We start from the raw sequence: 23,744 nt of genomic DNA on the forward strand, positions 1-23,744 counted from the left end.
TCACCGTGTCGTCATCCACGCCGTCCACGCCCTATGTCGCGAACAAGTCCAGGGACATCCCCACCCCCGAGGCACTGCGCGCCCGGATCCCCGGCTGGGGCGCGGACCTCGACCCGAAGGACCGACCGTCGTTCCCGCGGGAGGTGTTCGACCCGGCCGGGACCGGGGCGCACTGGGACTACCCCGAGGAGCAGCCGGGCGGAGAGGGCCGGGAGCGGTCGGTCGAGCACAGCCGGCTGACCCCGGCCTTCGGGACGAGCGCTCCCCTGAAGGGCGTCTCCGGCAGCATCCGGCGCTATGCCTACCGGTACAGCGAGGGCCGCGCCGCGCACTGGCTCCTGCTCCTGCTCGGAGACCGCGTGGACGCATGGGGTTCCCACGCGGCATCATTCGCCACGCTGCGTCCCGACAACCCCATCACGGAGACGGGCGTGCTGGCGGAGGGACGCCGGCACGGCCTCGCGTCCCGCTTCGGCACGGGACGCGCGGACACCAAGCATCAGTGGATGGATCCGATCATCGTCGGCGGCCCGTGGGTCGCCGCCTCGGCAGGCGTCGTCCTCGCCGCGCGTGCCATCGCCCGGCGCGGGAGGCGCTGACCGCCCGGAGCACCGCACGGGATGGTGAACGCTGCTGCACTCCGGGTCCCTGGACATCGACAGGACGACCATCGACGACGAACTCGCCCGGGTGACGGATGTCTGGACGCCGCACGTGTCGATCGACCAGCAGCTCTCCCCGTCCCGCGCCCCGGCCTGGTGCCCCACCGCCGGGGTCAGACCCGGGAGGCCGGCTCCGCCGACCCCGGGGCGGCACGCGGGATCCAGTACCAGAGGACCCCGGCACCGAGGAAACCGAGGGCCGCCGTCACCCAGATCCCCGCCGAGAGCGTGGCCAGCGCCGTCACGAGGGAGAGCAGCGCCGGCCCGGCCATGGTGCCGGCGTCGGTGAGCAGGCGCCAGATCCCGAGGAACTGGGGACGGCCCGGTGTCGGGGACAGATCGGCTCCCAGCGTCATGACGATGCCGGACCCGATCCCGTTCCCGAAGCCGATGAGCAGGGCCACGAGCAGCAGGCCCACGGCATCCGCGGTGAGGGGCAGCAGGGTCAGGGCCGTCCCCATGATGAGCATGCACGGCACGGCGATCCACCGGCGGCCCTTGACGTCCATGACCTTGCCCGAGGGGTAGAAGATCAGCATGTCGATCGCGCCCGAGAGCCCGTAGATCAGTGCCGTCGCCGAGGCGTCGAGGCCGATGTTCTCCGCCCACAGGGGCAGCACCGCCTGGCGCGTGGCCCGCACTGCCGCGATGAGGAGCACCCCGATGCCGACCGTGACGAAGATCCGCCGGTGGCTGCGCATGACGGAGCGCACCGTCGGGGCCGGCGGCGGTGCCAGGGCGGCTCCGACCGCGTTCTGTGCAGGGAGCGGCCTCCGGGCCGGTGCGTCGAGTTCCGGGACACGCCAGCTGAGGGCGGCAGCGGCGAGGCTCGCCACTCCTCCCACCCAGTACGCGCCGTCCAGCCCGAGGGTACTCATGGCGAGGGCTGCGGCGAAGGGACCCACGAAGACCCCGATGCGGGTGACACCGCCGAGCGTCGAGAGCGCCCGCGCGCGGAAGTACGGCGGCACGGCCTCGGTCAGGTAGCTCTGCCGCGCGAGCCCGAACACGGCGCCGGCCATCCCGACCATGAAGACGGCAGCAGCGAACACCGGCAGGGTGGGTGCCGCGAGCGCGAGGAACATCGCCGCCGCGCACCACAGGGCGGCGCCCACCAGGGCCTTCCGCTCGCCGAAGCGCGTGGCGATCAGGGTTGCAGGGACGTTCGTGACCAGTGATCCGATGCCGGAGAGCGTGATGACCAGGGCGGCCGTCGCGAGGTCGGCGCCCAGCTCGCGAGCCGTCAGCGCGATGACGGGCAGGATCGCGCCCGTGGCCACCCCGTAGAGCAGCGAGGGGCCGTAGGCTCCCACGGCGATGGCGCGCAGGTCGAAGGTCTCCTCGGGCACCGTTCAACCCTAGTCCGCCCTTCCGGCGTCCGCGTGACTGCTCTGGACAGTGCCGGGCGGCTGGCATACGTTTCTCCTACCGCCGAACCGGCGTCCTTCCTCAGGCGGGAGTACCGCATGGCAATACCGACCTCAGGCTTCGCGGGCAGGCGGCGGACCAGGGACGTGAAGCTCCCGCCGGGCCAGTACGCGACCGACAGCTTCCCCGTCATGTCCGCCGGCCCCACACCCCGGGTGCTCCGGGCGGACTGGACATTCCAGATCGAAGCCGGCCAGGGCCGGACGCACCAGTGGACGTGGGAACAGCTGCAGGCCCTGCCCCAGGAGGACGTCACCACGGACATCCACTGCGTGACCCACTGGTCGAAGTTCGGTACCGCCTGGCGCGGCGTCTCCCTCGACACGCTGTTCGAGGACGTCGAATCCGGGTCCGACTACACGATGGTGCACTCGTACGGCGGCTACACGACGAACATCCCGCTCGGGGACCTCCTCGACGGGAAGGCGTGGCTCGTCCACGAGTTCGACGGCGAGCCGCTCGCTGCCGCGCACGGCGGGCCGGCCCGGCTGCTCGTACCCCACCTCTACTTCTGGAAGAGCGCCAAGTGGGTCAGCGGCATCCGGCTGATGGACCAGGACCTCCCGGGCTTCTGGGAGACCAACGGATATTCCATGTACGGGGACCCGTGGCGCGAGGATCGCTACTGGTGAGGCGGACCTGGCAAGCGGCAGAGGTCAGCGCCGCCCGGCCCGAGACGGCGACGGCGCGTACGCTGCGGCTCCGCTTCCCCGACGCCGTCTCAGGAGTGGCCGGGCAGCACGTGGACCTGCGGCTCACCGCCGAGGACGGCTACCAGGCCGTGCGCTCGTACTCGGTGGCGGCATGGGTCCCGCCCCACGAGCTGGAGCTGACGGTCGAGGAGCTCGACGACGGGGAGGTCTCCCCCTACCTCGTCACCGAGTTGTCCGTGGGGGACCGGCTCGAGGTCCGCGGTCCCGTGGGCGGCTGGTTCACGTGGACCCCGGACCTCGGAGGCCCGCTGCAGCTCATCGCCGGAGGATCGGGCATCGTCCCCCTCATGGCGATGCTCCGATCCCATGCGGAGGCCCGCTCGGTGGTGCCGGCGCGCCTGCTGTATTCCGTCCGGGACCCCGGGAGCGTGTTCTACCGCGGTGAACTCACCGTCCTCGGACAGGAGGACACGCAGGTCACCATCGACGTCGCCTACACCCGTGCCGCGCCCGACGGCAGGCCCGTCGGGCGGCTCACGCGGGACGCCGTCACCGCCGCCTGCTTCCCGCCCGAGGACCATCCGGCCATCTACATCTGCGGCTCCACGGGATTCGTCGAGTCCGTCGCTTCGTGGCTCGTGGAGGACGGACACGACGCCGGCCGCATCCGCACCGAACGATACGGAGGATAGGGATGGACGATCAGCAGCAGCACTCCCCGGACCAGGACCACCTCGACGGCAATGCCCTCGCGGGCGCCCTCGAGCAGTTCGTCGCCGACCTCACGAGCGCCGACTGCACGTGCGACGGCTGCGGATCGTCCTCACCCCTGGCGACCGCCCTGCTCTACGCGCGGGCTCCGGGCATGGTGCTGAGGTGCCCCACCTGCACCGCGGTCCTCCTGTGCCTCACGGATCAGGGGGAGCGCCAGGTCCTGACGCTCGACGGAGTCCGCCATCTCGTCATCGCGCGACGCTGAGGACGGTTCGCTCAATCCCCGCCGCCGTCTCCCCCACCGCTCCCGGAGTCGAGGAAGCCCGGCAGCTCGGCCTCCGGGCCTCCGTCCGGCACCGCGACGAAGGTCTGGACCGAGTCACCGGCGCGCAGGGCCGCGGCGTCTGCGTAGTCCGGGAGGCCGACGGCACCGGGGTGGGTCGAGGCCGGCATCCCGGCAGGGTCGAACGGCGCCCCGGGAGGCATCTCGCCGGGTACCTGCACCGTCGCGTCGGTACCGGGTGCGAGGTCTCCCACCAGGGAGATCGTCAGGGCTGCCTCGTCGTCGATCGTTCCCACGGGATCCTCCTCCTGTCGGGTCGCCTGTGCGACCCTGTGGATCGATCGTCCCCGTTCCGGCGGTGGTGTCAAGGGGCATCGTGGAGGGTGGCCCTCGAGCCTGCCCGGCCGCGAGGACGGGTCACCGGTGATGGACGGGCCGCACCTGATGGACGCGCCGTGCGGGAGCCGTCGCCCGAGGCTGCACCTCAAGCGGCCAGCAGTCCGATCGACAGTCCCGCCCCCGCTGCAGCGAGCGCCGCCGCCGCGGTTCCCGCACCCGACAGCACCGCGGGCCAGACACGGCCGGCCTGGAGCAGCCGCACGGTCTCGTTGCTCGCCGTGCTGAACGTGGTGTAGCCGCCGAGGAATCCCGTACCGCCCACGAGCGTCCACGCGGGCGGAAGGGCTGCTGCGAGGACGAGTCCGGTCAGGAGCCCGAGCAGGAAGGAGCCGCTGATGTTGACGGCCATGGTGCCGGCGGGGACGGGACTGCTGACGCGCGCGCGGAGGGCTCCGTCGAGCAGGAAGCGCGCCACCGAGCCCAGCCCGCCCGCGACGCCGAGCACCAGCACGAGTCCTCCGCTCACGGCGCCGCCCCCCGCCCGCCCGGTGGGCGGGTCCGGCTGCCCACGGCGATGCCCGCTGCCGTCGCCGCCAGTCCCAGCAGGACGGACAGCACGAGGTAGGCGATGCCCTCGACGGCGCGGCCGGCTCCCACGAGGACCGCGGAATCGACGGCGAGCGCGCTGTACGTGGTGAAGCCGCCGAGGAAGCCCGTGCCGAGGAGGAGTCGGGCTGCCCGGCGGCCGCCCGTGTCCGGGCCCCGCCGGGCGAGCACTTCGAGGAGCAGCCCGAGGGCGAAGGCCCCCGTGAGGTTGATGAGGAGGACGGGGAGCGGAAGGCCCGCCGGTGCCGGCAGGGCCTCGGCGAGGCCGAAGCGCGCGAGGGTCCCCGCGGAACCGCCCAGGAAAACCAGGCCCAGGGCGGCGGGCCGGAGGTGCGGTGGCACCCTCCCCTCCGTCGGGCGTGCCGGGGACTCAGGCAACGTGGCGCGCGAGGAAGTCCAGGGCCAGGCTCCAGGCGTCCCCTGCCGGCCCGGGCCTGTAGGCGAAGCGGTTCGAGTCGTTGAAGAAGGCATGGCCCGCGTCGGGGTAGACCGTGGCGGTGAAGTCCACGCCTGCCTCCGCCATCGCTGATTCCAGCGCCGGCAACGCGGTGACGAGCCCGGCGTCGTCCTGCCCGTAGAAGGCCAGGATGGGAGCCTCGATGCGCGCCAGTTCCTCGGCGGAGAAGTCGGCGTGGCCGTAGAAGGGCACGCATGCCAGGAGCCTCGGCTCGTGGACGGCGAGCGAGAAGCTGTACGTACCGCCGAAGCAGAAGCCGGTGATCCCCACGCGTCCGGCCACCTCGGGGTCGTCGTGCAGGAACTCGAAGCAGGCCTGCACCCGCTGCGTCGTCAGCGCACCGAACCCGGGGTCCTGCAGCGGCGCCAGCAGTGCCCGCAGCTTCGGCTGGGCCCGGTTGCGAGCCTCCGCGTCCGGGCCGGCGATGGCCTCACCGATGCCGGCGGTGCTCTCCTCGGTGATGCCCTGGTCGGCGAGGAGGTCAGGGGCGACGACGACGTAGCCTTCCCGCGCGAAGCGGTCGGCGACGTCCCGGGTGTGGCCGACGAGCCCCCAGACCTCGTGGAGAAGGACCAGCCCGCCCCGCACCGGGCCGTCGGGGCGCGCCACGTAGGCGGAGATGCTGCCGGCGCCGGTGTCCGTGGGGATGTCCTGGAGGCTCATTCGCCTAGGCTTGCACGCTTCGTCAGGGTCCGCCAGCCGCCTGCGCGGTTGTCGGCGATGATGGCCCGGAAGATCTCCCGCAGCGCGTCCTCGTCGAGGGGCCGGTCCTCGTACACCGCGACGGTCCGTCCCGTGGAGTTGGTGTGCCCGCCCGTGATGATGCCCTGGGGGTCGGGGGCGAGACCGCCGTCGTAGAGGAAGACATTGACGTGGTCCCTGGTGGCGAGCAGCGCACAGACGTTGCCCTGCAGCACGAAGTACGGCTGGCGCGTGCGCTTGATCGTCTCCTCCACCTCCGGGTCCGCCTCGTGGACGAGTCGGCGGACCGTTCGGCAGATCTCCTGCTGCCAGGGCGGCAGAACATCGATGTAGTCGTCGATCCGGGGTTCGGGTGCCGGGGCCATGCGGACAGTGTGCCAGTGCGGCCCGCCGGCGGGAAGGGGCAGGCCGGAGCGACGGCCCCGGGCGGAGCCGCTGGCCACCACGCGGAGTCCACGCAGCGGTGGCGGTTCCTCGTCCCCGCCGTGCACTACAGTTGCCGGGTGCCACGCCCTACGCTGCCGTCCGGAGGAGGCCTGCGGCTCCTCGAACCGTCGGACGCCGAGGCTCTCGCGCGGGCCTACCGGCAGAACCGGGAGCAGCTCGAGCCCTGGGAGCCGCTCCGCGACGACGCCTTCTTCACGGAGGAGGGCCAGGCGGAACGGATCGCCGGAATGCTCGGCGACCTGGCTGCAGGGACCGACGTGCCCTGGGTCCTCACCGCCGGGGACGGGATCGCCGGCACGATCACCCTGTCGGGGATCGTGCGGGGACCCTTCCTCAACGCCCACGTCGGATACTGGGTGGACCGGCGGCTGCAGGGCCGCGGTCTCTGCTCGGCAGCCCTCGGGGAAGTGCTCCGGTACGCGCGCGACACCCTCGGACTGCACCGGGTCCAGGCGTCGGTCCTGCCGCACAACGCGCCGTCGATCGCCGTCCTGGAGAAGGCCGCGTTCACCGTCATCGGCCTGGCGCCGTCCTACCTGTGCATCGCCGGGGACTGGCAGGACCACACGCTGTACCAGCGCCTCCTGTACTGATCCGGGGACACAGGGAGTACTATCGGTGCCACCACAATCAGTCAACGACGACGGACGTGTGATGACCACCAGATTCTCCCTCCCTCTCGGCATCCTCAGCATCTCCCTCGGATTCTTCGCCCTGTTCGCGGGCGCCCGCGGCTATCCCCTCCTCCTGGTCGTCGCGGGCGGCATCGTGCTCGCGCGGCTGTGCTTCCGGCGGGTGCCCGCTCCCCGCGGGGACCCCGATGACGGGCGGGCCTCCGGGTTCTCGATGCCCCCCGTCGGCACCTGCCCGCCCGAGCGCCTGCGCGAGGCGCGGGATCTCGCGGCGCGGGTCCTCGAGGCGTCGGACACCACCGGCGCACACCGGCGGTGATGGCCCTCCGCCGGCCCGCGGACCCGAGCGCGCCCGCAGCCTGCCCTCCGCCCGGGCGTCCTGCCGGGTGCGCGCCGTGAGGCGGGTCCTGATCCTGGGCGGCACCGCGTGGCTCGGCAGGGAACTCGCCGCCCGGCTCGTGGGCGGCGGGGACGACGTCACCTGCCTCGCCCGTGGCACCGCCGGCCCGCCTCCGCCCGGGGCCGTATTCGTCGCCGCGGACCGATCGGACGCGACGGCGTACGACGCCGTCCGGGGCTCGGACTGGGACGAGGTCATCGAGATCTCCTGGGACGTCGCGCACGTCACCGCGGCCCTCGATGCGCTCGGAGCACGGGCCGCCCACTGGACCCTGATCTCCTCCTGCTCCGTCTACGCCTCGAACGACGTCCCCGGTGCGGACGAATCCGCGGCGCTGGTCGAGCCGGGTGAGGGCGGCGAGGACGACTACGCCCAGGCGAAGGTGCTCTGCGAGCGGGCGTCGACGGCGGTGGTCGGTGACCGCCTGCTGATCGTCCGCGCCGGGCTGATCGCAGGACCCGGCGACGGGAGCGACCGCTTCGGCTACTGGGTCTCACGGTGCGCCCTGGCCCGGGACGGCGATGTGCTCGCGCCGACCCTCTCCGGCCGGTACGTGCAGGTCATCGACGTCCGTGACCTCGCCGCCTGGACCATCAGCGCCGGCCGGGCCGGCGCCACGGGAGCGATCAACGCCGTGGGTGACGCGCACCCGTTCGAGGAGGTGCTCGCCCAGGCGCGCCCTGTCGCCGGTCACACCGGTGCCGTCGTCGAGGCGGCACCGGAATGGCTGGTGGAGCAGGGCGTCGCGTACTGGGCGGGGCCGCGATCCCTCCCGCTCTGGCTCCCCGAGGACTTCGGCGGCTTCAGCCGCCGCAGCAACGCCGCCTTCCGGGCCGCGGGCGGCGTCCTGCGGCCCCTCCGGGAGCTCCTCGAGGACACGCTCGACGACGAGCGTGGACGCGGGCTCGGGCGTGAGCGCCGGTCGGGGTTGACCCGGGCGGAGGAGAGCGGACTGCTCGCCCGGCTCGGGGGCAGGACATCGGCCGGCTAGCCCGGCACTCGCGCCCGGCTCGGAGGGGCAGGACCATGACCGGCAGGACCGTGAGGGCGGCAGCCCTGTGCGCGCTGGTGCTCGCCGCGACGTCCTGCACGGCGGAAGCACTCCCCTGCACAGCGGTCGCAGCGCTCGGGGGGCTGTCCATCAGCATCGAGGGAGGGCCTGCAGCCGTCGTGGCGGGACTCGACCTGACGGCATGCACCGAGGACGGCTGCACCACCACCGAGGTGGTGCCGACCTCCGGCTCGTCGAATGCCGGGGAGACGTGCAGCCCCGAGGCAAACTCGTGCAGCGTCTCCCCGACGCCGGACGGCACCCTGCAGGGGTTCGCCGAGCTCGACCTGCCCGAGCAGGAGGTCCGCGTCGACGTGGTCCTCCGGGGGACGGACGGGTCCACGAACGGCTCTACGACCACCGTCCTCCCGGCCAGGGTGTACCCGAACGGCGAGCAGTGCGGGGGCGACGCGGTGCAGGGTCATCTGGTGCTCGACGACGGCGGGCTCCGTCCCGGTCCATGACCGCCCGTCGGGGCCACCCGGGGAACGGCGCCGGTGCGGGTTCCGTTGAACCGGGTACATCCTCCACGGAAGGCTCTTCCCCTGCGCATCCTCCTGACCGGTATCGACGGGTCCGGCAAGAGCACGGCCGCCCGCGACCTCACCCACGCCATCACCGCCCGGGGAGACCGTGCGGTGATGCTCAAGACGCCGGCCGGGCGCCGGACCATGGCGGCATGGTGGTCGCGGCTGGGCCGGGCGCCGGGACCCCGCCTGCAGGACACGCTGGAGACCGTGGCTCGCGTGGCCAATGCCCTTCTCCACGAAGTACGACTCCTCCGCTTCGACGGCGTCGTCGTGCTCGATCGCGGACTCACCTGCCAGCTCGCGCTGCGGGAGGCACGCGGCCTGCCGCGCGGCGTGCTCCTGCCGTGGCTCGAGCGGATCCTCCCGGCGCCGGACGTCGTCGCGCATTTCGACCTGCCCGTCGACGTCGCGCTGCGTCGCGTCGCGGCGCGCGGCACCGACGTGGAGACACGCGCGGGGCTCGTGGCACTGCAGGCCGGCTACCGGAGGCTGCCCGGGTTCGGCTCCTTCACGCTCCTCGATGCCGACCGGCCGGCGGGGGACGTCCTCGACGACCTGCTGGCCCTCGTCCGCCGGGAGACCGCCGGGGCCAGGACCTGAGACCCGGCCCGGTGCAGGACGGCGACGCTATAGGGCCGTGATCGTCCAGCCCGTCGCGTGCATCTCCCCGGGCTGGAGGACGACGAGGTCCTCGCCCGAGTTGAAGGCGTCGGGCGGGCAGGTCATGGGTTCGACGGCGAGGCCGAGGCGTGTGTTCTCGGGCTTCTTCGGGAGGTCCGCGGTGTGGATCTGCACCCAGGGGCAGCTCTGGTCCCACACCATGGCCGCGCCGGTGCCGGAGGCCGGATCGGTGACCCGGACCGTGGCCCGGCCGGCGGCGTCGTACGTGAGGCCGGTGAAGGCGTGGTCGATCTGGACGTCCCCGAGGACGCGCGCCGAACGGAAGTCGAAGGGCGTGCCGTCCACGGCTTCCTTGCCGACCGGCAGCAGGCGGTCCGGCGTGACGGTCAGGACGGTCGAGGCGGGGAGCTCGAGCACCCACTCGTCGAGCGGTGACGGACCGGCCACCAGGTACGGGTGGGGGCAGACACCGTACGGCGCTCGCCGGGATCCCGTGTTCAGGGCGGTGACGTCCGTCCGGAAGCCCTCCCGGTCGACACGGAAGCGTGCGTGCAGCGCGAGCGTGAAGGGGTACGCCTCCGTCGGCTCGATGGTGCAGCCCAGGGTCACGGTGGACGCGCTGTGCTCCACGAGGGTCCAGGGGATGTCGAAGACCAGTCCGTGCAGGGCGGCGCCGCGCTCGGGTTCGTTGACGTGCAGCTGGTGGTCGACGCCGTCGAACGAATAGCGGCCGTCCTCGATCCGGTTGGACCACGGCGCCACGAAGGCGCCGCGGAAGCTCGGCATCTCCTCGTCGGCGCCGAAGCCGACCACGAGCGGCCGTCCCTCGTAGGTCAGTTCCCGGACGGCAGCACCGAGACCGAGGACGACGGCCGTGTAGCCGCCGCCCTCGATCCTGTATTCGGAAGGGCTCATGCGAGGGATACGGCCGTCCAGGACACGGGGGGCAGCGTGATGGTCACGGCACCGCCGTCGAGCTTCGCTGAGGTGTTGGTCTTCATGGTCACGCGCTCGGGCTCCTCGAGGGTGTTCTTGGCATATACGTCCGTATCGTACAGCGACTGCGCCTCCACACGGCTGAAGCCGTTCAGTGCCGCGATGTCGATGGTCACGGTCGTCTCCTCGGTCTGGGACCGGTTGACGAGGAAGACGGCGGTGGCCCCCGTCGTGTCGTCGTGCGTGGCCACCGCGTCCACCAGGGACACCGTGCCGTAGTCGCTGGTCTCGTACGTGCCGGCGTCCAGCTTGAGTTCGAGCACGGAACCCTGCGCGAGCTTCGAGGTGAGGGAGAACGGGAAGAACGTGGTCTGGCGCCAGGCGGGGCCGCCCGGCTCCGTCATGATCGGCGCGATCACGTTCACGAGCTGAGCCAGCGACGCCGAGGTGACGCGGTCCGCGTGCTTGAGCAGCGAGATCAGCAGGTTGCCGAACACGACGGCGTCGGCCACCGAGTAGCAGTCCTCGAGCAGGCGCGGGGCCACGGGCCAGTTGTCGAGGCCCTCGATCTTGTCGACGTTCTCGAACCGGCTGATGTACCAGACGTTCCACTCGTCGAAGGAGATGTTGATGGTCTTCGAGCTGCCGCGGACGGCCTTCACGTGGTCGGCGGTCGCGACGACGGACTCGATGAAGGAGTCCATATCGACGGCGGAGGCGAGGAAGGAACCGAGGTCCCCGTCCTTCTCCTCGTAGTAGGCGTGGCAGGAGATGTAGTCCACGACGTCGTAGGTGTGCGTGAGCACCACGCGCTCCCATTCGCCGAAGGTCGGCATGTGGGCGCTCGAGGAGCCGCAGGCCACGAGTTCGATGGACGGATCAAGCTGGCGCATGGCCCGGGCCGTGATGGCCGCGAGCTTGCCGTAATCCTCGGCGGACCGGTGGCCGAGCTGCCAGGGGCCGTCCATCTCGTTGCCCAGGCACCAGATCTTCACCCCGAACGGGTCGGGGCGGCCGTTGGCCATGCGCTGGTCGGCGAGTGCGGTGCCCTTGGGCAGGTTCGTGTACTCGAGGAGCTCGAGGGCCTCCGGGGTTCCGCGCGTCCCGAGGTTCACCGCGAGCATGAGGTCGCTGTCGACCTTCCGCAGCCAGGAGGAGAACTCGTGCATGCCCACCTGGTTGGTCTCCGTGGAGTGCCAGGCGAGGTCGAGGCGGATGGGGCGCTCCTCGCGCGGTCCCACGCTGTCCTCCCAGCGGAAGCCCGAGACGAAGTTCCCGCCGGGGTAGCGGATGGTCGAGACGCCCATCTCCTTCACGAGTTCGATGACGTCCTGGCGGAAGCCCTCGTCGTCGGCGGTCGCATGGCCGGGCTCGTGGATTCCGTCGTAGACGTGGCGGCCGAGGTGTTCGACGAACCCGCCGAAGATGTTGCGGTTGATGCGCCCGACCGTGAAGGAGGGATCGAGTGTGAGGCGTGCGTTCTGCATCGAGCTGCTTTCTGTTCAGGGTGGCGTGCGGTGGGGCGGGGTGCGGGCTACTTGAGCGAGCCGAGCGACAACCCGCCCTGCCAGTACTTCTGGAGGGAGAGGAAGGCGATGATGAGCGGGATAATCGAGATGAAGGCGCCCGTGGTGATGAGGTTCCACAGGGCCTCGCCGCCGCTGCCGGCGTTGGACAGTGCCTGCCAGCCGTTCAGGCCCACGGTGACGGGAAGCAGGAGCGGGTCGCTGAGCACCGCCAGCGGCAGGAAGAAGTTGTTCCAGGTCCCGACGACGGACAGCAGGAGCACCGTGACGATGGCCGGACGCAGCAGCGGGAGTGCGATCTGGAAGAACGTGCGGATCTCGCCCGCGCCGTCGATCCGTGCGGCGTCGAGGAGCTCGTCGGGTACCGCCTCCTGGGCGAAGACCCGCATGAGGTAGACACCGAAGGGGCTGAGCAGCGACGGCAGGATGACGGCCCAGATGGTGTTCACCAGGCCCACCGAGCTCAGGAGGACGAACGTCGGGATGACGAGCGCCGTCAGGGGCACCATGACCGCCCCGAGCAGGATGCCGAAGAAGGCGGCCCGGCCGCGGAAGTTGTACTTGGCGAAGCCGTAGCCGGCGAGGACCGCCAGGACGGTGGCACCCACGCCGCCGGAGATTGCGTAGAGGAACGAGTTGCCGAGCCAGCGCCAGTAGATGCCGTCCTGCCGTTCGAACAGGCCCTGGAGGTTGCTGAAGAAGTGGAATCCGTCGTCGAACCAGAGCGGGCCGCCGGATCCGCCGAACAGGCCCGCCGTGTCCTTGGTGCTCGCGACCGTCAGCCACCAGAGGGGGGTGATGAAGTAGATGACGAGCATCAGCAGGAAGATGTGCGAGCCGATGCGCGGGCCGCCGTTGCGGGCCCGGTTGCGGGCTGCCGTGCCGCGTGTCTTCCGGCCGGCGTCCTGCTGCTGGGGGGTGTCTGTGACGAGTGCCATGGCTTATTTCAGTCCGCTCTGCTTGCGGGTCAGGAAGAGGAAGATGAAGGAGAAGACGAACACGACGATCCCGAGCGCGAAGGAGATGGCGGAGGCGTAGTTGAACTGGCTGTAGGAGAAGGCCAGCGTGAACGCATACATGTTCGGCGTGTACGACACCGGGATGGCTCCCTGCGCCACTCCCCTCAGGACCTGCGGTTCGGTGAAGAACTGGAGGGTGCCGATCAGGGCGAAGATGACCACCATGACCAGCGACGACGAGATCATGGGGACCTTGATGCGCAGGGCGATCTGCCGGTCGGAGGCGCCGTCGAGCACCGCCGCCTCGTAGATCCCGGGGTCGATGCCTCGGAGCGCCGCGTAGATGATGATCATGTAGTAGCCGGCCCACTGCCAGGTGACGATGTTCACGAGGCTGCCGAAGATGTTGTCCTGTGCCAGGAATTCCGGCGCGGCGAGTCCGAAGAGGCCGAAGATGCTGCTGGCCGGACCGAACCGCGGGCTGTAGAGGAAGCCCCACATCAGGGCACCGATGACGACGGGGATCGCGTAGGGGATGAAGATCATCAGGCGGGAGAACTTCGAGGCCCAGGTGGCGAGGTTGTCGAGGACGAGGGCAGCGACGAGGGCCACGAGCATCTGGGCCGGAATCATGACCAGGGCGAACTTCGCCACTGTTCCGAGGCCCTCGAGGAAGATCGGGTCGGAGAACGCCTTGAGGTAGTTGTCCGCGCCGACGAACTTGTTGCCGGTCGCGAGGGTGCTGGTGAACAGGCTCATCCGGAACGCGAAGACCAGGGGCAGGATGAGGAAGGTCAGGAAGATGAGGGCGAAGGGCGCCACGAACAGCCATCCCCAGCGCTGCCTGCGCCGGTAGTTCCTGTCGGGACGGTGCTTGACCTGCTGGGGGGCCTCGGCGCGGTGGGACGACGTCGGCGCGGTGGTCGTAGCCATGAAATGTCTTTCCTCGGGCTGGCGGTTGTCACGGTGGATCGGTCCCCTCGGGAGCGGACCGGGCGGGGAGGTGCCCACGGTCTCCGTGGGCACCTCCCCGGACGGCTACTTCACGGTGAAGCCCTGCTCGGTCGCGTACTGCTCGAGCGATGCCTGGAGGTCGTCGAGCGCCTGGCCGGCGTCCTTCTCGCCCTGCACCATCGCGTAGAGCTGCTCGGTGAGCTGGTCGTAGGCGTAGTTCTGGAACGGGCTGAAGGTCGCTCCCTCGTAGCCTGCAGCAGCATCGAGGAACACGTCCTTGTTGATCTGCTGTCCGCCGAAGAACTCGTACTCCTTGTCGGCGAACTCCGGGGAGTCGAGGACCGGTGCGTAGGACGGGAAGAGTGCTCCCTTGTCCACACCGAGGTTCATGCCCTCCTCATTGCCGAAGATGCCCATGGCGACCTTCGCAGCGAGCTCCTTGTCCTTCGCCTGTTCCGTCACGGCGAAGGTGGAGCCGCCCCAGTTCACCTGGACGGGGTTGGCAGCGTCCCACTGCGGGAGCGGTGCCGCGCGCCAGACGGCGGTCGGATCGGCGTCGGACAGCCCCTGCAGGTAGCCGGGACCCCAGGCCGCGGCGAGGTAGACGGCGTAGGAGCCGTCGACGAGCTTGGTGTTGTAGTCGGCGGTGAAGGCGTCGTCGGTCGCGACGAGGCCGTCCTTCACGAGGCCGTCCCAGTACTCCAGGACCTTCTTGGCACCGTCGTCGTTGACGTTGATGCCGATCTCCTGCGGGTTCGCGGAGTCGTACTCGAACGGCACAGACCCTGCCTGGGCGAAGAGCGCCTGGTTGAAGGCGCGGCCGTTGGTCGGGAAGTCGCCGATGACAGCGTCGCTGCCGGATTCCTTCAGCTTCCGGGCCGCTGCCTCGAACTCCTCCCACGTGGTGGGAACCGCGATGCCCGCGGCGTCGAAGAGGTCCTGGCGGTAGATCATGCCCATGGGTCCGCCGTCGACGGGGATGGCGTAGACGGCGTCGCCGCTGCTCGCGTCTTCCCAGGCGCCCTCGGCGTAGTCCGCCTTGACATCGTCGGCGCCGAATTCGGTGAGGTCCACGAGCGCATCGCGGATGGTGAAGCTGGAGAGGACCTCCGATTCGAGCTGGATGACGTCGGGGGCACCGGAACCGGACTCGATGGAGGTGGAGAACTTCGTGTACTCGTCGTTGCCCTGGCCCGCGTTGGTCCAGCAGATCTGGACGTCGTCGTTGGCGTTGTTGAACTGGTCGACGACCTCGTTGAACGCGGGGTACCAGGCCCAGACGGTGACCTGGGGCGCCTCGGCGTTGACGATGGTGTTGGTGCAGGAGGCTTCCTCGGAGCCGCCGCCGCCGCTTCCGCTTCCTCCGGAGCAGCCGGTCAGTGCTACGGCAGTGGCGGCGACGATGCCGGCCGTTGCCAGGAACTTGGCTTTCATATCTCTTGCTTCCTCTCGCGGTGGGATTCCACCGTGGTCCGCCCCGAGGGGCGGCCGGTCCGGGTGCTGCAGGGAGGAGGATCACCGGGGCACAGGTGCTGCGCCCGCTCGAATCTTCCTTGATCCGGGTCCGCCGTCCTGCAGTCCACCTCTCTGGGAGGGGGCTTCCGCAAGTGTCGGTTCCGTGGTTTACATCGTTGTAGGTAAACGATGTAGAAAGAAGCATGCAGAGTGGGGACGGTACCTGTCAAGCATCCGGGAGGATATTTTCGATTGCTGCAGGAGCGTCAGGCGGGAAGCGCCGAGGACTCCCGTTCGATGACCTGGAACCGGGCCTCGAACTCCCGGGGCGGCGCCTCTCCGTCCCGTCCGGAGATGCGCTCCTGCAGCACACGCACGGCCGTGTCCGCGATCTCGTCCCGGCCGGGGTCGATCGTGGAGAGGGTGGGCAGTGAATACCGACCCTCGTCGAGGTCGTCGAACCCGATGACGGCGACGTCGTCGGGAATCCTTCGGCCCGCCTCCTGCAGGACGCGCATCGCCCCGAGGGCCAGGGTGTCGTTCATGCCGAACACGGCGTCGAACGCGACGCCGGCCTCGAGCAGTTCCCGCATGGACCGGGCACCGTTGGCCCGGTGCCAGAACGTCGTATAGGCCACGAGTTCGGGCTCGAACGCGACGCCCGCCTCCTCGAGGGCCTGCCGGTAGCCCTGCAGCCGGAGTCCCGCCGAGCCGATGACCTCGCCCTCGTGCGCACCGACGACGGCGATGCGGCGCCGCCCCTTGGAGAGCAGGTGCGCGGTCGCGGCCCGCGCCGACTCCACGTTGCTCATGGTGACGTGGTCGGTGGGGCCGCCGAAGATCCGCTCACCGAGGAGGACGAGCGGGAAGTTCACGTTCAGATGGTGGGCATCCTCGTTCGACATGCCGAGGGGGCTGAACAGCAGGCCGTCGGTCAGCTGGAGCCGCGGGCTGGAAAGGATCTCGAGTTCGTGGGAGCGGTCCCCGCCCGTCTGCTCGATGAGGACCTTGAGTCCACGGCGCTCGGCAGCCTTGATGATCGAACCCGCGAGTTCGGCGAAGTAGCTCAGCGAGAGCTCCGGGACGGCAAGACCGATGACGCCGGTCCTGCCCGAGCGCAGGCTGCGCGCCGAGAGATTGGGGCTGTAGCCGAGCTCGGCGATGGCCTCCATGACCCGCTGCTTCGTGTCGGCGCGGATGTGCTGGTAGTCGTTGATGACATTGGAGACGGTCTTGATCGAGACACCGGCCGCCAGCGCAACGTCCTTCAGTGTGGCCGCCATGCCGCTCCCTCGATCCACCCGTGATGCCCTGTACGCCACGCGTGAGGTGAGTCTACAACGTTGTAGGATAGGCGGGCACCCTGTGCGGACGGAGTGCGCAGCACCTCTCCCATCGTCGCGACACCGGGCAGACAAGGACCACCATGATCGAGGAACAGGTACGGGACCGGCTCAACTGGGCGGGCAATTACGAGTACCGCGCCCGGACGATGGAGCACCCCACCTCCCTCGCGGAGCTGCAGCGTGCCGTGGCCGGAGCCGACCGCGTCAGGGCACTCGGCTCGCGCCACTCCTTCAACGACATCGCCGACACCCCGGGGACCCTCATCGCCCTGGACGTCCTCGATCCGGGGGTCGAGATCGATGCCGACGCGCTCACCGTCACGGTGGCGGCGGGCGTGCGCTACGGCGTCCTCGCGGAACACCTGCAGCGGCACGGCTTCGCGATCCACAACCTGGCCTCGCTCCCCCACATCTCGGTCGGCGGCGCCATCGCCACTGCCACCCACGGCTCCGGGAACGCCAACGGCAACCTCGCCACCGCCGTCGTCGGGCTCGAGCTCGTGACGGCGTCCGGCGACGTGCTCACCGTGGCCAAGGGTGACGCCGACTTCGACGGCATGGTGGTGGGCCTCGGTGCGCTCGGCGTCGTCCATAGCGTGACCCTGCGCATCGAACCGTCCTTCGACGTACGCCAGGACGTGTTCACCGAGGTGCCGTGGGACGCCGTCCTCGCGGACTACGACGCCGCGACCTCCTCCGCCTACAGCGTCAGCCTCTTCACGGACTGGTCCAGCGACACCATCGGGCAGGCCTGGCTCAAGACCAGGACGGACAGCGGTACACCGGTACCCGGGACGTTCTACGGGGGTGCGCCGGCGGACCGGGCATACCACCCGGTACCGGGCGTCGCCGCGGACCACTGCACGCAGCAGCTCGGCGTTCCCGGACCATGGTCGGACCGGCTCGCCCACTTCCGCCTCGCCTTCACACCCAGCAACGGCCAGGAACTGCAGACCGAGTACCTCGTAGGTCGCGAGCACGCCGTCGAGGCCATCGAGGCCATGCGTGCCCTCGCACCCAGGATCACGCCGCTGCTGCTGGTCTCGGAGGTGCGGTCGATGGCCGCGGACGAGCTCTGGATGAGCAACAACTACCAGCGGGACGGCATCGGCCTGCACTTCACGTGGAAGCCGCTGCAGCCGGAGGTCGAGGCGCTCCTGCCCGAGATCGAGGCCGCACTCGCACCGCTGTCGGTCCGCCCCCACTGGGGCAAGCTGTTCCTGGCCGGCGCGGACCAGCTCGCACCCGCCTATCCCCGGTTCGACGACTTCCGCAGGCTGGCCCTGCGCCTGGACCCCTCGGGTAAGTTCCGCAACGATTTCCTCGACCGGACGGTCTTCGGCACCTCCGCCTGAGGCCGCTCCGCGCGCCGTCGTGCGCGCGTGCCTAGTGCTTGCGCGCCAGCCACTTCCAGTGCGCCAGGGTCCGCAGGCGGATCAGCAGGGCCCGCGACTGCTCGGGGCCGTAGGGCAGGATCGGGATGGCCTTGGTCATGTCCACGGACGCCTCGTCCATGGCGAGGCGCGTCACGCGGACCGCGCTGCGCATCTTGTTCATCTGGGTGACCACCTCGGCCACGGAGACCGGCCGACCGTGCCCGGGCACGAACACGTCGTAGAGATCCTCCAGCGCCACCATCTTGCCGAGCGTCCGCACCCAGTCCGTGGGGAAGGAATCCTCGAAGGCCGGGTCGCCGCCCTCCTCGACGAGGTCGCCGGTGAAGAGGACGTTGCCCGCGCCGACCAGGAGGTCGTGGTCGGTGTGGCCCCGGCCCAGGTGGAACAGCGTCACGGACACGCCGCCGAGGTCCAGGTCAGCGGGCTTGCCCTCGACGAGCCGGTTGGCCGGCAGGAGATCGGTGGAGTCGCCGTCCGCCGCCCCCATCGCTGGCTCGACGGCGGCGACCAGCGCACGCTGCTCGTCCCCGTGCTCCGCCTGCACCGCGCTGCAGCGCGACGTCGCCCAGAACTCCTCGACACCCTGGGAGGCGAAGTAGCTGTTGCCGAAGAAGTGGTCAGCGTGGGCGTGGGTGTTCACCACGATCAGGGGCAGCGCGGTGACGTCCCGGATGTGCCGGAACACCTCCGCGGCGCCCAGGGGACCCGCACCGGTGTCGACGACGAGCGCCCGCTCCGTGCCGACGACGAGCCCCACGTTCAGTCCGAACCCGGCGGTGCGCAGCACGTGGATACCCTCTCCGAGTTCGCGCCAGGGGCTGCGGGTCTCGGTGCTGGGGACATCGGTGGTCATGGGATCCTCTCGGTGGCGGCAGGACTACCAGTCTAGGTCCGCGCCCGTCCTCCACCCGAGAGGCTCAGGCGCCGGAGGGGACGCCGGCGCTCAGGAGCCCGCGACCACGGCCTCGCGGGCCGGGCGGGGACGCTCGGGGATCCGGAAGAGCGGCAGTGCGACATTGACCAGCGGACCGATGAGGAGGGCGAACGCCACCGTGCCGAGACCCACGGACCCTCCGAGCAGCCAGCCGAGCAGGAGGACCGTACCCTCGATCGCCGTGCGGACGAGCCAGATCGGCAGCCCGAACCGCTGGTGGATACCGGTCATGAGGCCGTCGCGGGGGCCGGGGCCGAGGCGCGCGCCGATGTACAGGCCGGTCGCCACGGCGAGGAGCACCAGCCCGCCCGTGAAGAGCAGGCCCCTGGCCCACAGCGCGTTCGGCTCGTCCAGGAGCGCCAGTCCCACCTCGGCGCTCGGACCGACGAGCAGGACGTTGAGGATGGTGCCGATGCCGGGACGCTGCCGTAGCGGTATCCAGAGCAACAGCACGATCCCGCCGATGATGTTGGTCATGAAACCGAACGGGATGCCGGTCTGCAGGGAGCCGCCCTGGCTCAGGACGTCCCAGGGCGACACCCCGAGCGTTGCCCGGATCATCATGGCGAGCGAGAAGCCGTAGAGGAACAGGCCGAGGAGGAGCTGCAGCCCGCGCCGGGCGCCGAGGAACGTCATGGTCCCAGTAGAGCCTCTGATTGGCCGTACATCAAGATGCCAATTGTGGGATGGTGGCCCCATGATGGTTCTCCCCGCCCGCCGCCTCGCCGCCGAACTCGGTTCCTGGCGGACCGTCGGCCCCGCCTACGCCGCCCTGGCGGACCGTATCCGGCTGCTCACCCTCGACGGGCGGATCCCGCTCGGCACCCGGCTGCCGGCGGAGCGTGAACTCGCGGCGCAGCTCACCGTCAGCAGGACCCTGGTCGCGGCGGCCTACGCACGGCTGAGATCGGCCGGGTACCTCGAGAGCACGCGCGGCTCCGGAAGCGTCGTGACCATGCCGGGGCGCGGGGCTCCCCCGCAGCACGACGGCGGCGCCGCCGTCGTGCTCGACTTCAGCAAGGCGGCACTGCCGGCGGCACCGCAGGTCGGTGAGGCCGCGGCCAGGGCATCACGCGAGCTTCCCGCCTACCTCAACGGGAACGGTTACGACCCGCTCGGCCTGCCGCGGCTCCGGCAGGCCCTCGCGGACCGGTATTCCGCCCGGGGCCTGCCGACCCGGCCGGGGCAGATCATGGTCACCCTCGGCGCCCAGCACGCCATCTCCCTGCTCGCGCGCACCCTGATGGGGCGGTCCGACACGGCGCTCGTGGAGGCACCCAGCTACCCGCACGCCTACGAGGCCCTGAAGTCGGCCGGGCGCCGCCTCGTCGCCGTCGCGGTCGATGCGCACCGGGGCTGGGACGAGGACGGCCTCGAGCAGGCCTTCCGACGGACCCGGCCCGCGCTGGCGTACGTCATGCCCGACTTCCACAACCCCACCGGCGCGGTCATGCCGGCCGCGCAGCGCGCGCGTCTGATGGCCGCCGCCACGCGGGAGGGGACGGTGGTGATCGCGGACGAGACGATGGCGGAGCTGACCATCGACGGCCGGTCCGAACTCCCCCTCGCGGCGCATGGTCCGGCCGTGCTGACCGGTTCGATGGGCAAGACCGTCTGGGGCGGACTGCGCATCGGCTGGATCCGTGGCGAGGAGGACCTGATCCAGCGGCTCGTGCAGTTCCGGTACGCATCCGACCTGGGTACCCCCATCCTCGAACAGCTCATGGCCCTCGAGATGCTCGGGACGTACGACGAGCTCCTCCGGTTCCGCGCGACGCAGCTCGCCGCGGGCCGCGGGCACCTCGAATCGCTGCTGGCCGATCGGCTGCCCGGGTGGGAGGTCCCCCACGTGGCGGGCGGCCTGTGCACGTGGGTGAACCTCGGTGCACCGGTCAGCTCGCAGCTCGCCCTGGCCGCCCGGGACCGGGGCCTGCTCCTTGGGGCCGGTCCACGCTTCGGCATCGGCGGGGTCTTCGAGCGCTTCCTCCGCGTCCCCTTCAGCTATCCCCTCGAGGACACCCGGCGCGCCGTGGACATCCTCGCCTCCGCCTGGCAGTCCCTGGATCCGGCGGTCGAGGTGCAGGACGACTTCGCCCCGGCCCTGGTGTAGGAGACCGGTCCCGTCGTCACGACGCCCGCTGTCGTTCCCCGAGATGGGCCGCGAGGTAGGGCGCGGTGATGCTCGTGCCCGGGTCGAGGGCGGCGAGATCCCTCGGAGTACCGGTGGCGACGATCCTCCCTCCGGCCGAGCCTCCGCCCGGGCCGAGGTCGATCACCCAGTCGGCGGCCGCCACGACGGCCATCGTGTGCTCCACGACGACCACCGTGTTGCCGGCGTCCACGAGCTTCCGCAGCTGGGCGAGGAGCAGGACGACGTCAGCCGGATGCAGCCCCGTGGTGGGTTCGTCGAGCAGGTAGAGCGTGTGGCCGCGCCGAGCACGCTGCAGTTCGGTGGCCAGCTTGATGCGCTGGGCCTCTCCGCCGGACAGCTCGGTGGCCGGCTGGCCCAGCCGCAGGTACCCGAGCCCGACCTCGCGGAGCGTGGCGAGGGAGCGGGCCGCGCCCGGGACGGCGCCGAGGAAGACCGCCGCGTCGTCGACCGTCATCCCGAGGACGTCGGCGATGCTGCGTCCCTCGAGGGTGACCGCCAGGGTCTCCTCGTTGTAGCGGGCACCGTGGCACGTGGGGCAGGGCCCGTAGCTGCCGGGCAGGAAGAGCAGCTCGACCGACACGAAGCCCTCGCCCTGGCAGGTCTCGCACCGGCCGCCCTGCACGTTGAAGGAGAACCGGCCTGCTCCGAAGCCCCTCGCCGTCGCCTCGGGCGTCGCCGCGAAAGCCTTCCGCACGGCGTCGAAAAGGCCCGTGTAGGTGGCCAGGTTGGAACGCGGTGTCCTGCCGATCGGCTTCTGGTTCACGCTGACCAGCCGGTCGATGGATTCCAGCCCCCGGATGTTCCCGACCGCGGTGGAGGCATCACCGGCGTCGTCGCCCGCCTCGCCGTCCGCCGGCGTGTCGTTGCGAACGTGCCGTCCGACCGCGTCGGCGAGGACCGCGCTCACCAGGGTGGACTTGCCGGAACCGGAGACACCGGTGACGGCCGTCAGGACGCCCACCGGGATATCGGCGTCGAGCCCCGCCAGGTTGTGGCGGTGGATTCCCTCCAGCCGCAGCCAGGCCGAGGGCGTCCGTGGCTCGGCCTGCGCGGCGTCGGACGGTGCTGTCCCGGACAGGAACGGGGCCGTCAGTGATTCCGGGACATCCGCGAGCCCGTCGGCGGGACCGCTGTAGATGATGGTGCCGCCGCCCTCCCCGGCGAGCGGACCGACATCGACGATCCAGTCCGACCGCCGGACCACGTCCATGTTGTGCTCGACCACGAAGACGGTGTTCCCCGCGTCCTTCAGGGCTTCCAGCACGGCGAGGAGCGGCTCGACGTCGGCGGGGTGCAGTCCGGCCGACGGCTCGTCGAGCACGTAGACGACACCGAAGAGGCCGGACCGGAGCTGCGTGGCGATCCGCAGTCGCTGCATCTCGCCCGGCGAGAGGGTCGGCGTCGCCCGGTCGAGGCTGAGGTACCCGAGGCCGAGGTCGACCAGGACGTCCAGCCGCTGGACGAGGTCGCGACTGATGGTGGCGGACACCTCCGTGCCCTCCCCCGACGTGGAGGACCGGTGGGCGGCCGAGGGATGCTCGATCGTCGCCGCCGGCTCGAGGTGGGCGGCCAGATCGGCGAGCGGCAGGGCATTCGCGTCCGCGATCGTGAGTCCTCCGAACGTCACGGCGAGCGCTTCGGGACGCAGGCCGCTGCCCCCGCACAGCCCACAGGGCCCGGACACCATGAAGGGCAGGACGCGATCGCGCATCTGGGGGCTCTTGGAGTCGTGCAGCGTGTGCATGACGTAGCTCTTCGCACTCCAGAAGCGTCCCTTGTAGGGCTTCGCCACACGGTCACGCTGGGGCGTCACCTCGACGACGGGCTGCTCGTCGGTGAACAGGAGCCAGGTCCGCGCCGCCTCCGGCAGGTCCCGCCACGGCACGTCGATGTCGTGGCCGAGCTCACGGACGACGTCGCGGAGGTTCTTGCCCTGCCATGCACCGGGCCAGGCCGCGATCGCACCCTCACGGATGGACAGGGACGGGTCCGGGACGAGCGTCTGCTCCGTCACGTCGCGGGCGATGCCGAGCCCGTGGCAGCGGGGACAGGCTCCTGAGGCCGTGTTGGGTGAGAAGGCGTCCGACTCCAGCCGGCCTGCTGCGGCCGCCGGGTACGTTCCGGCCCGTGAGTACAGCATGCGGAGGGAGTTCGAGATGGTGGTGAGGGTCCCCACGGTGGAGCGCACGCTCGGAGTGCCGCGGCGTTGCTGCAGGGCGACGGCGGGAGGAAGCCCGGTGATCGACCCGACGTGGGGGGTGTGCCCCTGCTGGATGAGCCTGCGCGCGTAGGGCGCGACGGATTCGAGGTAGCGGCGCTGCGCTTCCGCGTAGATGGTCCCGAACGCGAGCGAGGACTTCCCCGAGCCCGAGACGCCCGTGAAGGCGACGACGGCGTCCCGGGGGCAGTCGACGTCGATCCCGCGCAGGTTGTTCTCGCCGGCACCCCGCACCCGGACGAAGCCGTCCCGCGTGCTCGTCGTTCCGTCAGGGGCAGCATTCATCGACTCGATCACCAACCCCACCCTACGGTCGTCCGGGGACGCTGCCCGCCGGGGGAC

The 23,744-nt window shown here is 70.8% G+C and carries 26 protein-coding genes; 11 read left to right on the plus strand and 15 right to left on the minus strand.

What is annotated here, in order from left to right:
• Positions 1-5: 5 nt before the first annotated feature.
• Positions 6-599, plus strand: a complete 594-nt coding sequence (locus AC0Z9V_RS07315; RefSeq protein ID WP_133081099.1) for a hypothetical protein — start codon at positions 6-8, stop codon at positions 597-599.
• Positions 600-775: 176 nt separating this feature from the next.
• Here the strand turns inward: AC0Z9V_RS07315 and AC0Z9V_RS07320 are convergent, their stop codons facing one another.
• Positions 776-2,011, minus strand: coding sequence for an MFS transporter (locus AC0Z9V_RS07320; protein WP_133081100.1), 1,236 nt, complete (start codon positions 2,009-2,011; stop codon positions 776-778).
• Between the two features lie 117 nt (positions 2,012-2,128).
• Between AC0Z9V_RS07320 and AC0Z9V_RS07325 the strand changes: the two genes are divergently transcribed.
• The 3 genes from AC0Z9V_RS07325 to AC0Z9V_RS07335 are packed head-to-tail and all read left to right on the plus strand — an operon-like array spanning position 2,129 to position 3,722.
• A complete protein-coding gene (locus AC0Z9V_RS07325; protein ID WP_485141121.1) occupies positions 2,129-2,722 on the plus strand; it encodes a sulfite oxidase-like oxidoreductase in 594 nt (197 codons plus the stop codon).
• Positions 2,719-3,435, plus strand: a complete 717-nt coding sequence (locus AC0Z9V_RS07330; protein WP_208739760.1) for a ferredoxin reductase — start codon at positions 2,719-2,721, stop codon at positions 3,433-3,435. The genes AC0Z9V_RS07325 and AC0Z9V_RS07330 overlap by 4 nt, the downstream gene beginning before the upstream one ends.
• A 2-nt stretch (positions 3,436-3,437) precedes the next feature.
• The gene (locus AC0Z9V_RS07335) at positions 3,438-3,722 is read left to right on the plus strand and encodes a DUF6510 family protein (protein WP_485141122.1); all 285 of its coding nucleotides are present in this window, start codon (positions 3,438-3,440) and stop codon (positions 3,720-3,722) included.
• Between the two features lie 11 nt (positions 3,723-3,733).
• On the opposite strand, the gene AC0Z9V_RS07340 is transcribed toward AC0Z9V_RS07335, so the two are convergent.
• The 5 genes from AC0Z9V_RS07340 to AC0Z9V_RS07360 form a co-directional block, all read right to left on the minus strand.
• Positions 3,734-4,036, minus strand: a complete 303-nt coding sequence (locus tag AC0Z9V_RS07340) for a hypothetical protein (RefSeq protein WP_485141123.1) — start codon at positions 4,034-4,036, stop codon at positions 3,734-3,736.
• Between the two features lie 188 nt (positions 4,037-4,224).
• Complete coding sequence (crcB, locus tag AC0Z9V_RS07345) at positions 4,225-4,605, minus strand: fluoride efflux transporter CrcB (protein ID WP_485141124.1); 381 nt, start codon at positions 4,603-4,605, stop codon at positions 4,225-4,227.
• Entirely contained in the window at positions 4,602-5,027 is a 426-nt protein-coding gene (locus AC0Z9V_RS07350) for a fluoride efflux transporter FluC (protein ID WP_485141125.1), read from the minus strand. Before AC0Z9V_RS07350 ends, crcB begins: the two co-directional genes overlap by 4 nt.
• A 28-nt stretch (positions 5,028-5,055) precedes the next feature.
• On the minus strand, positions 5,056-5,805 hold the full coding sequence (locus AC0Z9V_RS07355) for a dienelactone hydrolase family protein (protein ID WP_485141126.1): 750 nt from the start codon (positions 5,803-5,805) through the stop codon (positions 5,056-5,058).
• Positions 5,802-6,209, minus strand: coding sequence for a DUF1801 domain-containing protein (locus AC0Z9V_RS07360; RefSeq protein WP_133081108.1), 408 nt, complete (start codon positions 6,207-6,209; stop codon positions 5,802-5,804). Before AC0Z9V_RS07360 ends, AC0Z9V_RS07355 begins: the two co-directional genes overlap by 4 nt.
• Positions 6,210-6,347: 138 nt before the next feature.
• Here AC0Z9V_RS07360 and AC0Z9V_RS07365 point away from each other — a divergent pair, with 138 nt between their 5' ends.
• The 5 genes from AC0Z9V_RS07365 to AC0Z9V_RS07385 all read left to right on the plus strand — a co-directional run bounded on the left by AC0Z9V_RS07365 (position 6,348) and on the right by AC0Z9V_RS07385 (position 9,504).
• Positions 6,348-6,884 carry a GNAT family N-acetyltransferase gene (locus AC0Z9V_RS07365; protein ID WP_485141127.1) on the plus strand — a complete coding sequence of 179 codons (537 nt, stop codon included), beginning with the start codon at positions 6,348-6,350 and terminating at the stop codon, positions 6,882-6,884.
• Positions 6,885-6,945: 61 nt separating this feature from the next.
• Complete coding sequence (locus AC0Z9V_RS07370) at positions 6,946-7,242, plus strand: hypothetical protein (protein WP_485141128.1); 297 nt, start codon at positions 6,946-6,948, stop codon at positions 7,240-7,242.
• A gap of 76 nt (positions 7,243-7,318) precedes the next feature.
• On the plus strand, positions 7,319-8,314 hold the full coding sequence (locus AC0Z9V_RS07375; protein ID WP_485141129.1) for an NAD-dependent epimerase/dehydratase family protein: 996 nt from the start codon (positions 7,319-7,321) through the stop codon (positions 8,312-8,314).
• Positions 8,315-8,349: 35 nt separating this feature from the next.
• Positions 8,350-8,838 carry a hypothetical protein gene (locus tag AC0Z9V_RS07380; protein ID WP_485141130.1) on the plus strand — a complete coding sequence of 163 codons (489 nt, stop codon included), beginning with the start codon at positions 8,350-8,352 and terminating at the stop codon, positions 8,836-8,838.
• Between the two features lie 45 nt (positions 8,839-8,883).
• A complete protein-coding gene (locus AC0Z9V_RS07385; protein WP_485141131.1) occupies positions 8,884-9,504 on the plus strand; it encodes a nucleoside/nucleotide kinase family protein in 621 nt (206 codons plus the stop codon).
• Between the two features lie 27 nt (positions 9,505-9,531).
• On the opposite strand, the gene AC0Z9V_RS07390 is transcribed toward AC0Z9V_RS07385, so the two are convergent.
• The 6 genes from AC0Z9V_RS07390 to AC0Z9V_RS07415 all read right to left on the minus strand — a co-directional run bounded on the left by AC0Z9V_RS07390 (position 9,532) and on the right by AC0Z9V_RS07415 (position 16,638).
• Positions 9,532-10,440, minus strand: a complete 909-nt coding sequence (locus AC0Z9V_RS07390) for an aldose 1-epimerase family protein (protein ID WP_485141132.1) — start codon at positions 10,438-10,440, stop codon at positions 9,532-9,534.
• Positions 10,437-11,948 (minus strand): arabinosylfuranosidase ArfA, encoded by a 1,512-nt coding sequence (gene arfA / locus AC0Z9V_RS07395; protein ID WP_485141133.1) that lies wholly within the window; start codon positions 11,946-11,948, stop codon positions 10,437-10,439. The genes AC0Z9V_RS07390 and arfA overlap by 4 nt, the downstream gene beginning before the upstream one ends.
• 47 nt (positions 11,949-11,995) lie before the next feature.
• Positions 11,996-12,925: a carbohydrate ABC transporter permease gene (locus AC0Z9V_RS07400; RefSeq protein ID WP_459267279.1), complete on the minus strand. Its 930-nt coding sequence runs from the start codon at positions 12,923-12,925 to the stop codon at positions 11,996-11,998.
• 3 nt (positions 12,926-12,928) lie between these two features.
• Positions 12,929-13,879 carry a carbohydrate ABC transporter permease gene (locus tag AC0Z9V_RS07405; protein WP_459267280.1) on the minus strand — a complete coding sequence of 317 codons (951 nt, stop codon included), beginning with the start codon at positions 13,877-13,879 and terminating at the stop codon, positions 12,929-12,931.
• Between the two features lie 105 nt (positions 13,880-13,984).
• Positions 13,985-15,334, minus strand: a complete 1,350-nt coding sequence (locus AC0Z9V_RS07410) for an ABC transporter substrate-binding protein (protein ID WP_208740284.1) — start codon at positions 15,332-15,334, stop codon at positions 13,985-13,987.
• Positions 15,335-15,621: 287 nt separating this feature from the next.
• A complete protein-coding gene (locus AC0Z9V_RS07415; protein ID WP_485141134.1) occupies positions 15,622-16,638 on the minus strand; it encodes a LacI family DNA-binding transcriptional regulator in 1,017 nt (338 codons plus the stop codon).
• A 143-nt stretch (positions 16,639-16,781) separates the two neighbouring features.
• Here AC0Z9V_RS07415 and AC0Z9V_RS07420 point away from each other — a divergent pair, with 143 nt between their 5' ends.
• Positions 16,782-18,056, plus strand: coding sequence for an FAD-binding protein (locus tag AC0Z9V_RS07420; RefSeq protein WP_485141135.1), 1,275 nt, complete (start codon positions 16,782-16,784; stop codon positions 18,054-18,056).
• Between the two features lie 31 nt (positions 18,057-18,087).
• On the opposite strand, the gene AC0Z9V_RS07425 is transcribed toward AC0Z9V_RS07420, so the two are convergent.
• Complete coding sequence (locus AC0Z9V_RS07425; protein ID WP_208740283.1) at positions 18,088-18,951, minus strand: MBL fold metallo-hydrolase; 864 nt, start codon at positions 18,949-18,951, stop codon at positions 18,088-18,090.
• Positions 18,952-19,041: 90 nt separating this feature from the next.
• A complete protein-coding gene (gene yczE, locus AC0Z9V_RS07430; RefSeq protein ID WP_485141136.1) occupies positions 19,042-19,668 on the minus strand; it encodes a membrane protein YczE in 627 nt (208 codons plus the stop codon).
• A 61-nt stretch (positions 19,669-19,729) separates the two neighbouring features.
• Here yczE and yczR point away from each other — a divergent pair, with 61 nt between their 5' ends.
• Positions 19,730-21,142 carry a MocR-like transcription factor YczR gene (gene yczR / locus AC0Z9V_RS07435; protein ID WP_485141137.1) on the plus strand — a complete coding sequence of 471 codons (1,413 nt, stop codon included), beginning with the start codon at positions 19,730-19,732 and terminating at the stop codon, positions 21,140-21,142.
• Positions 21,143-21,158: 16 nt separating this feature from the next.
• Here yczR and AC0Z9V_RS07440 read toward each other — a convergent pair whose 3' ends face one another.
• Positions 21,159-23,687: an excinuclease ABC subunit UvrA gene (locus AC0Z9V_RS07440; RefSeq protein WP_485141284.1), complete on the minus strand. Its 2,529-nt coding sequence runs from the start codon at positions 23,685-23,687 to the stop codon at positions 21,159-21,161.
• Between the last annotated feature and the right edge of the window lie 57 nt (positions 23,688-23,744).

The organism is Arthrobacter sp. UYP4, assembly GCF_057291175.1.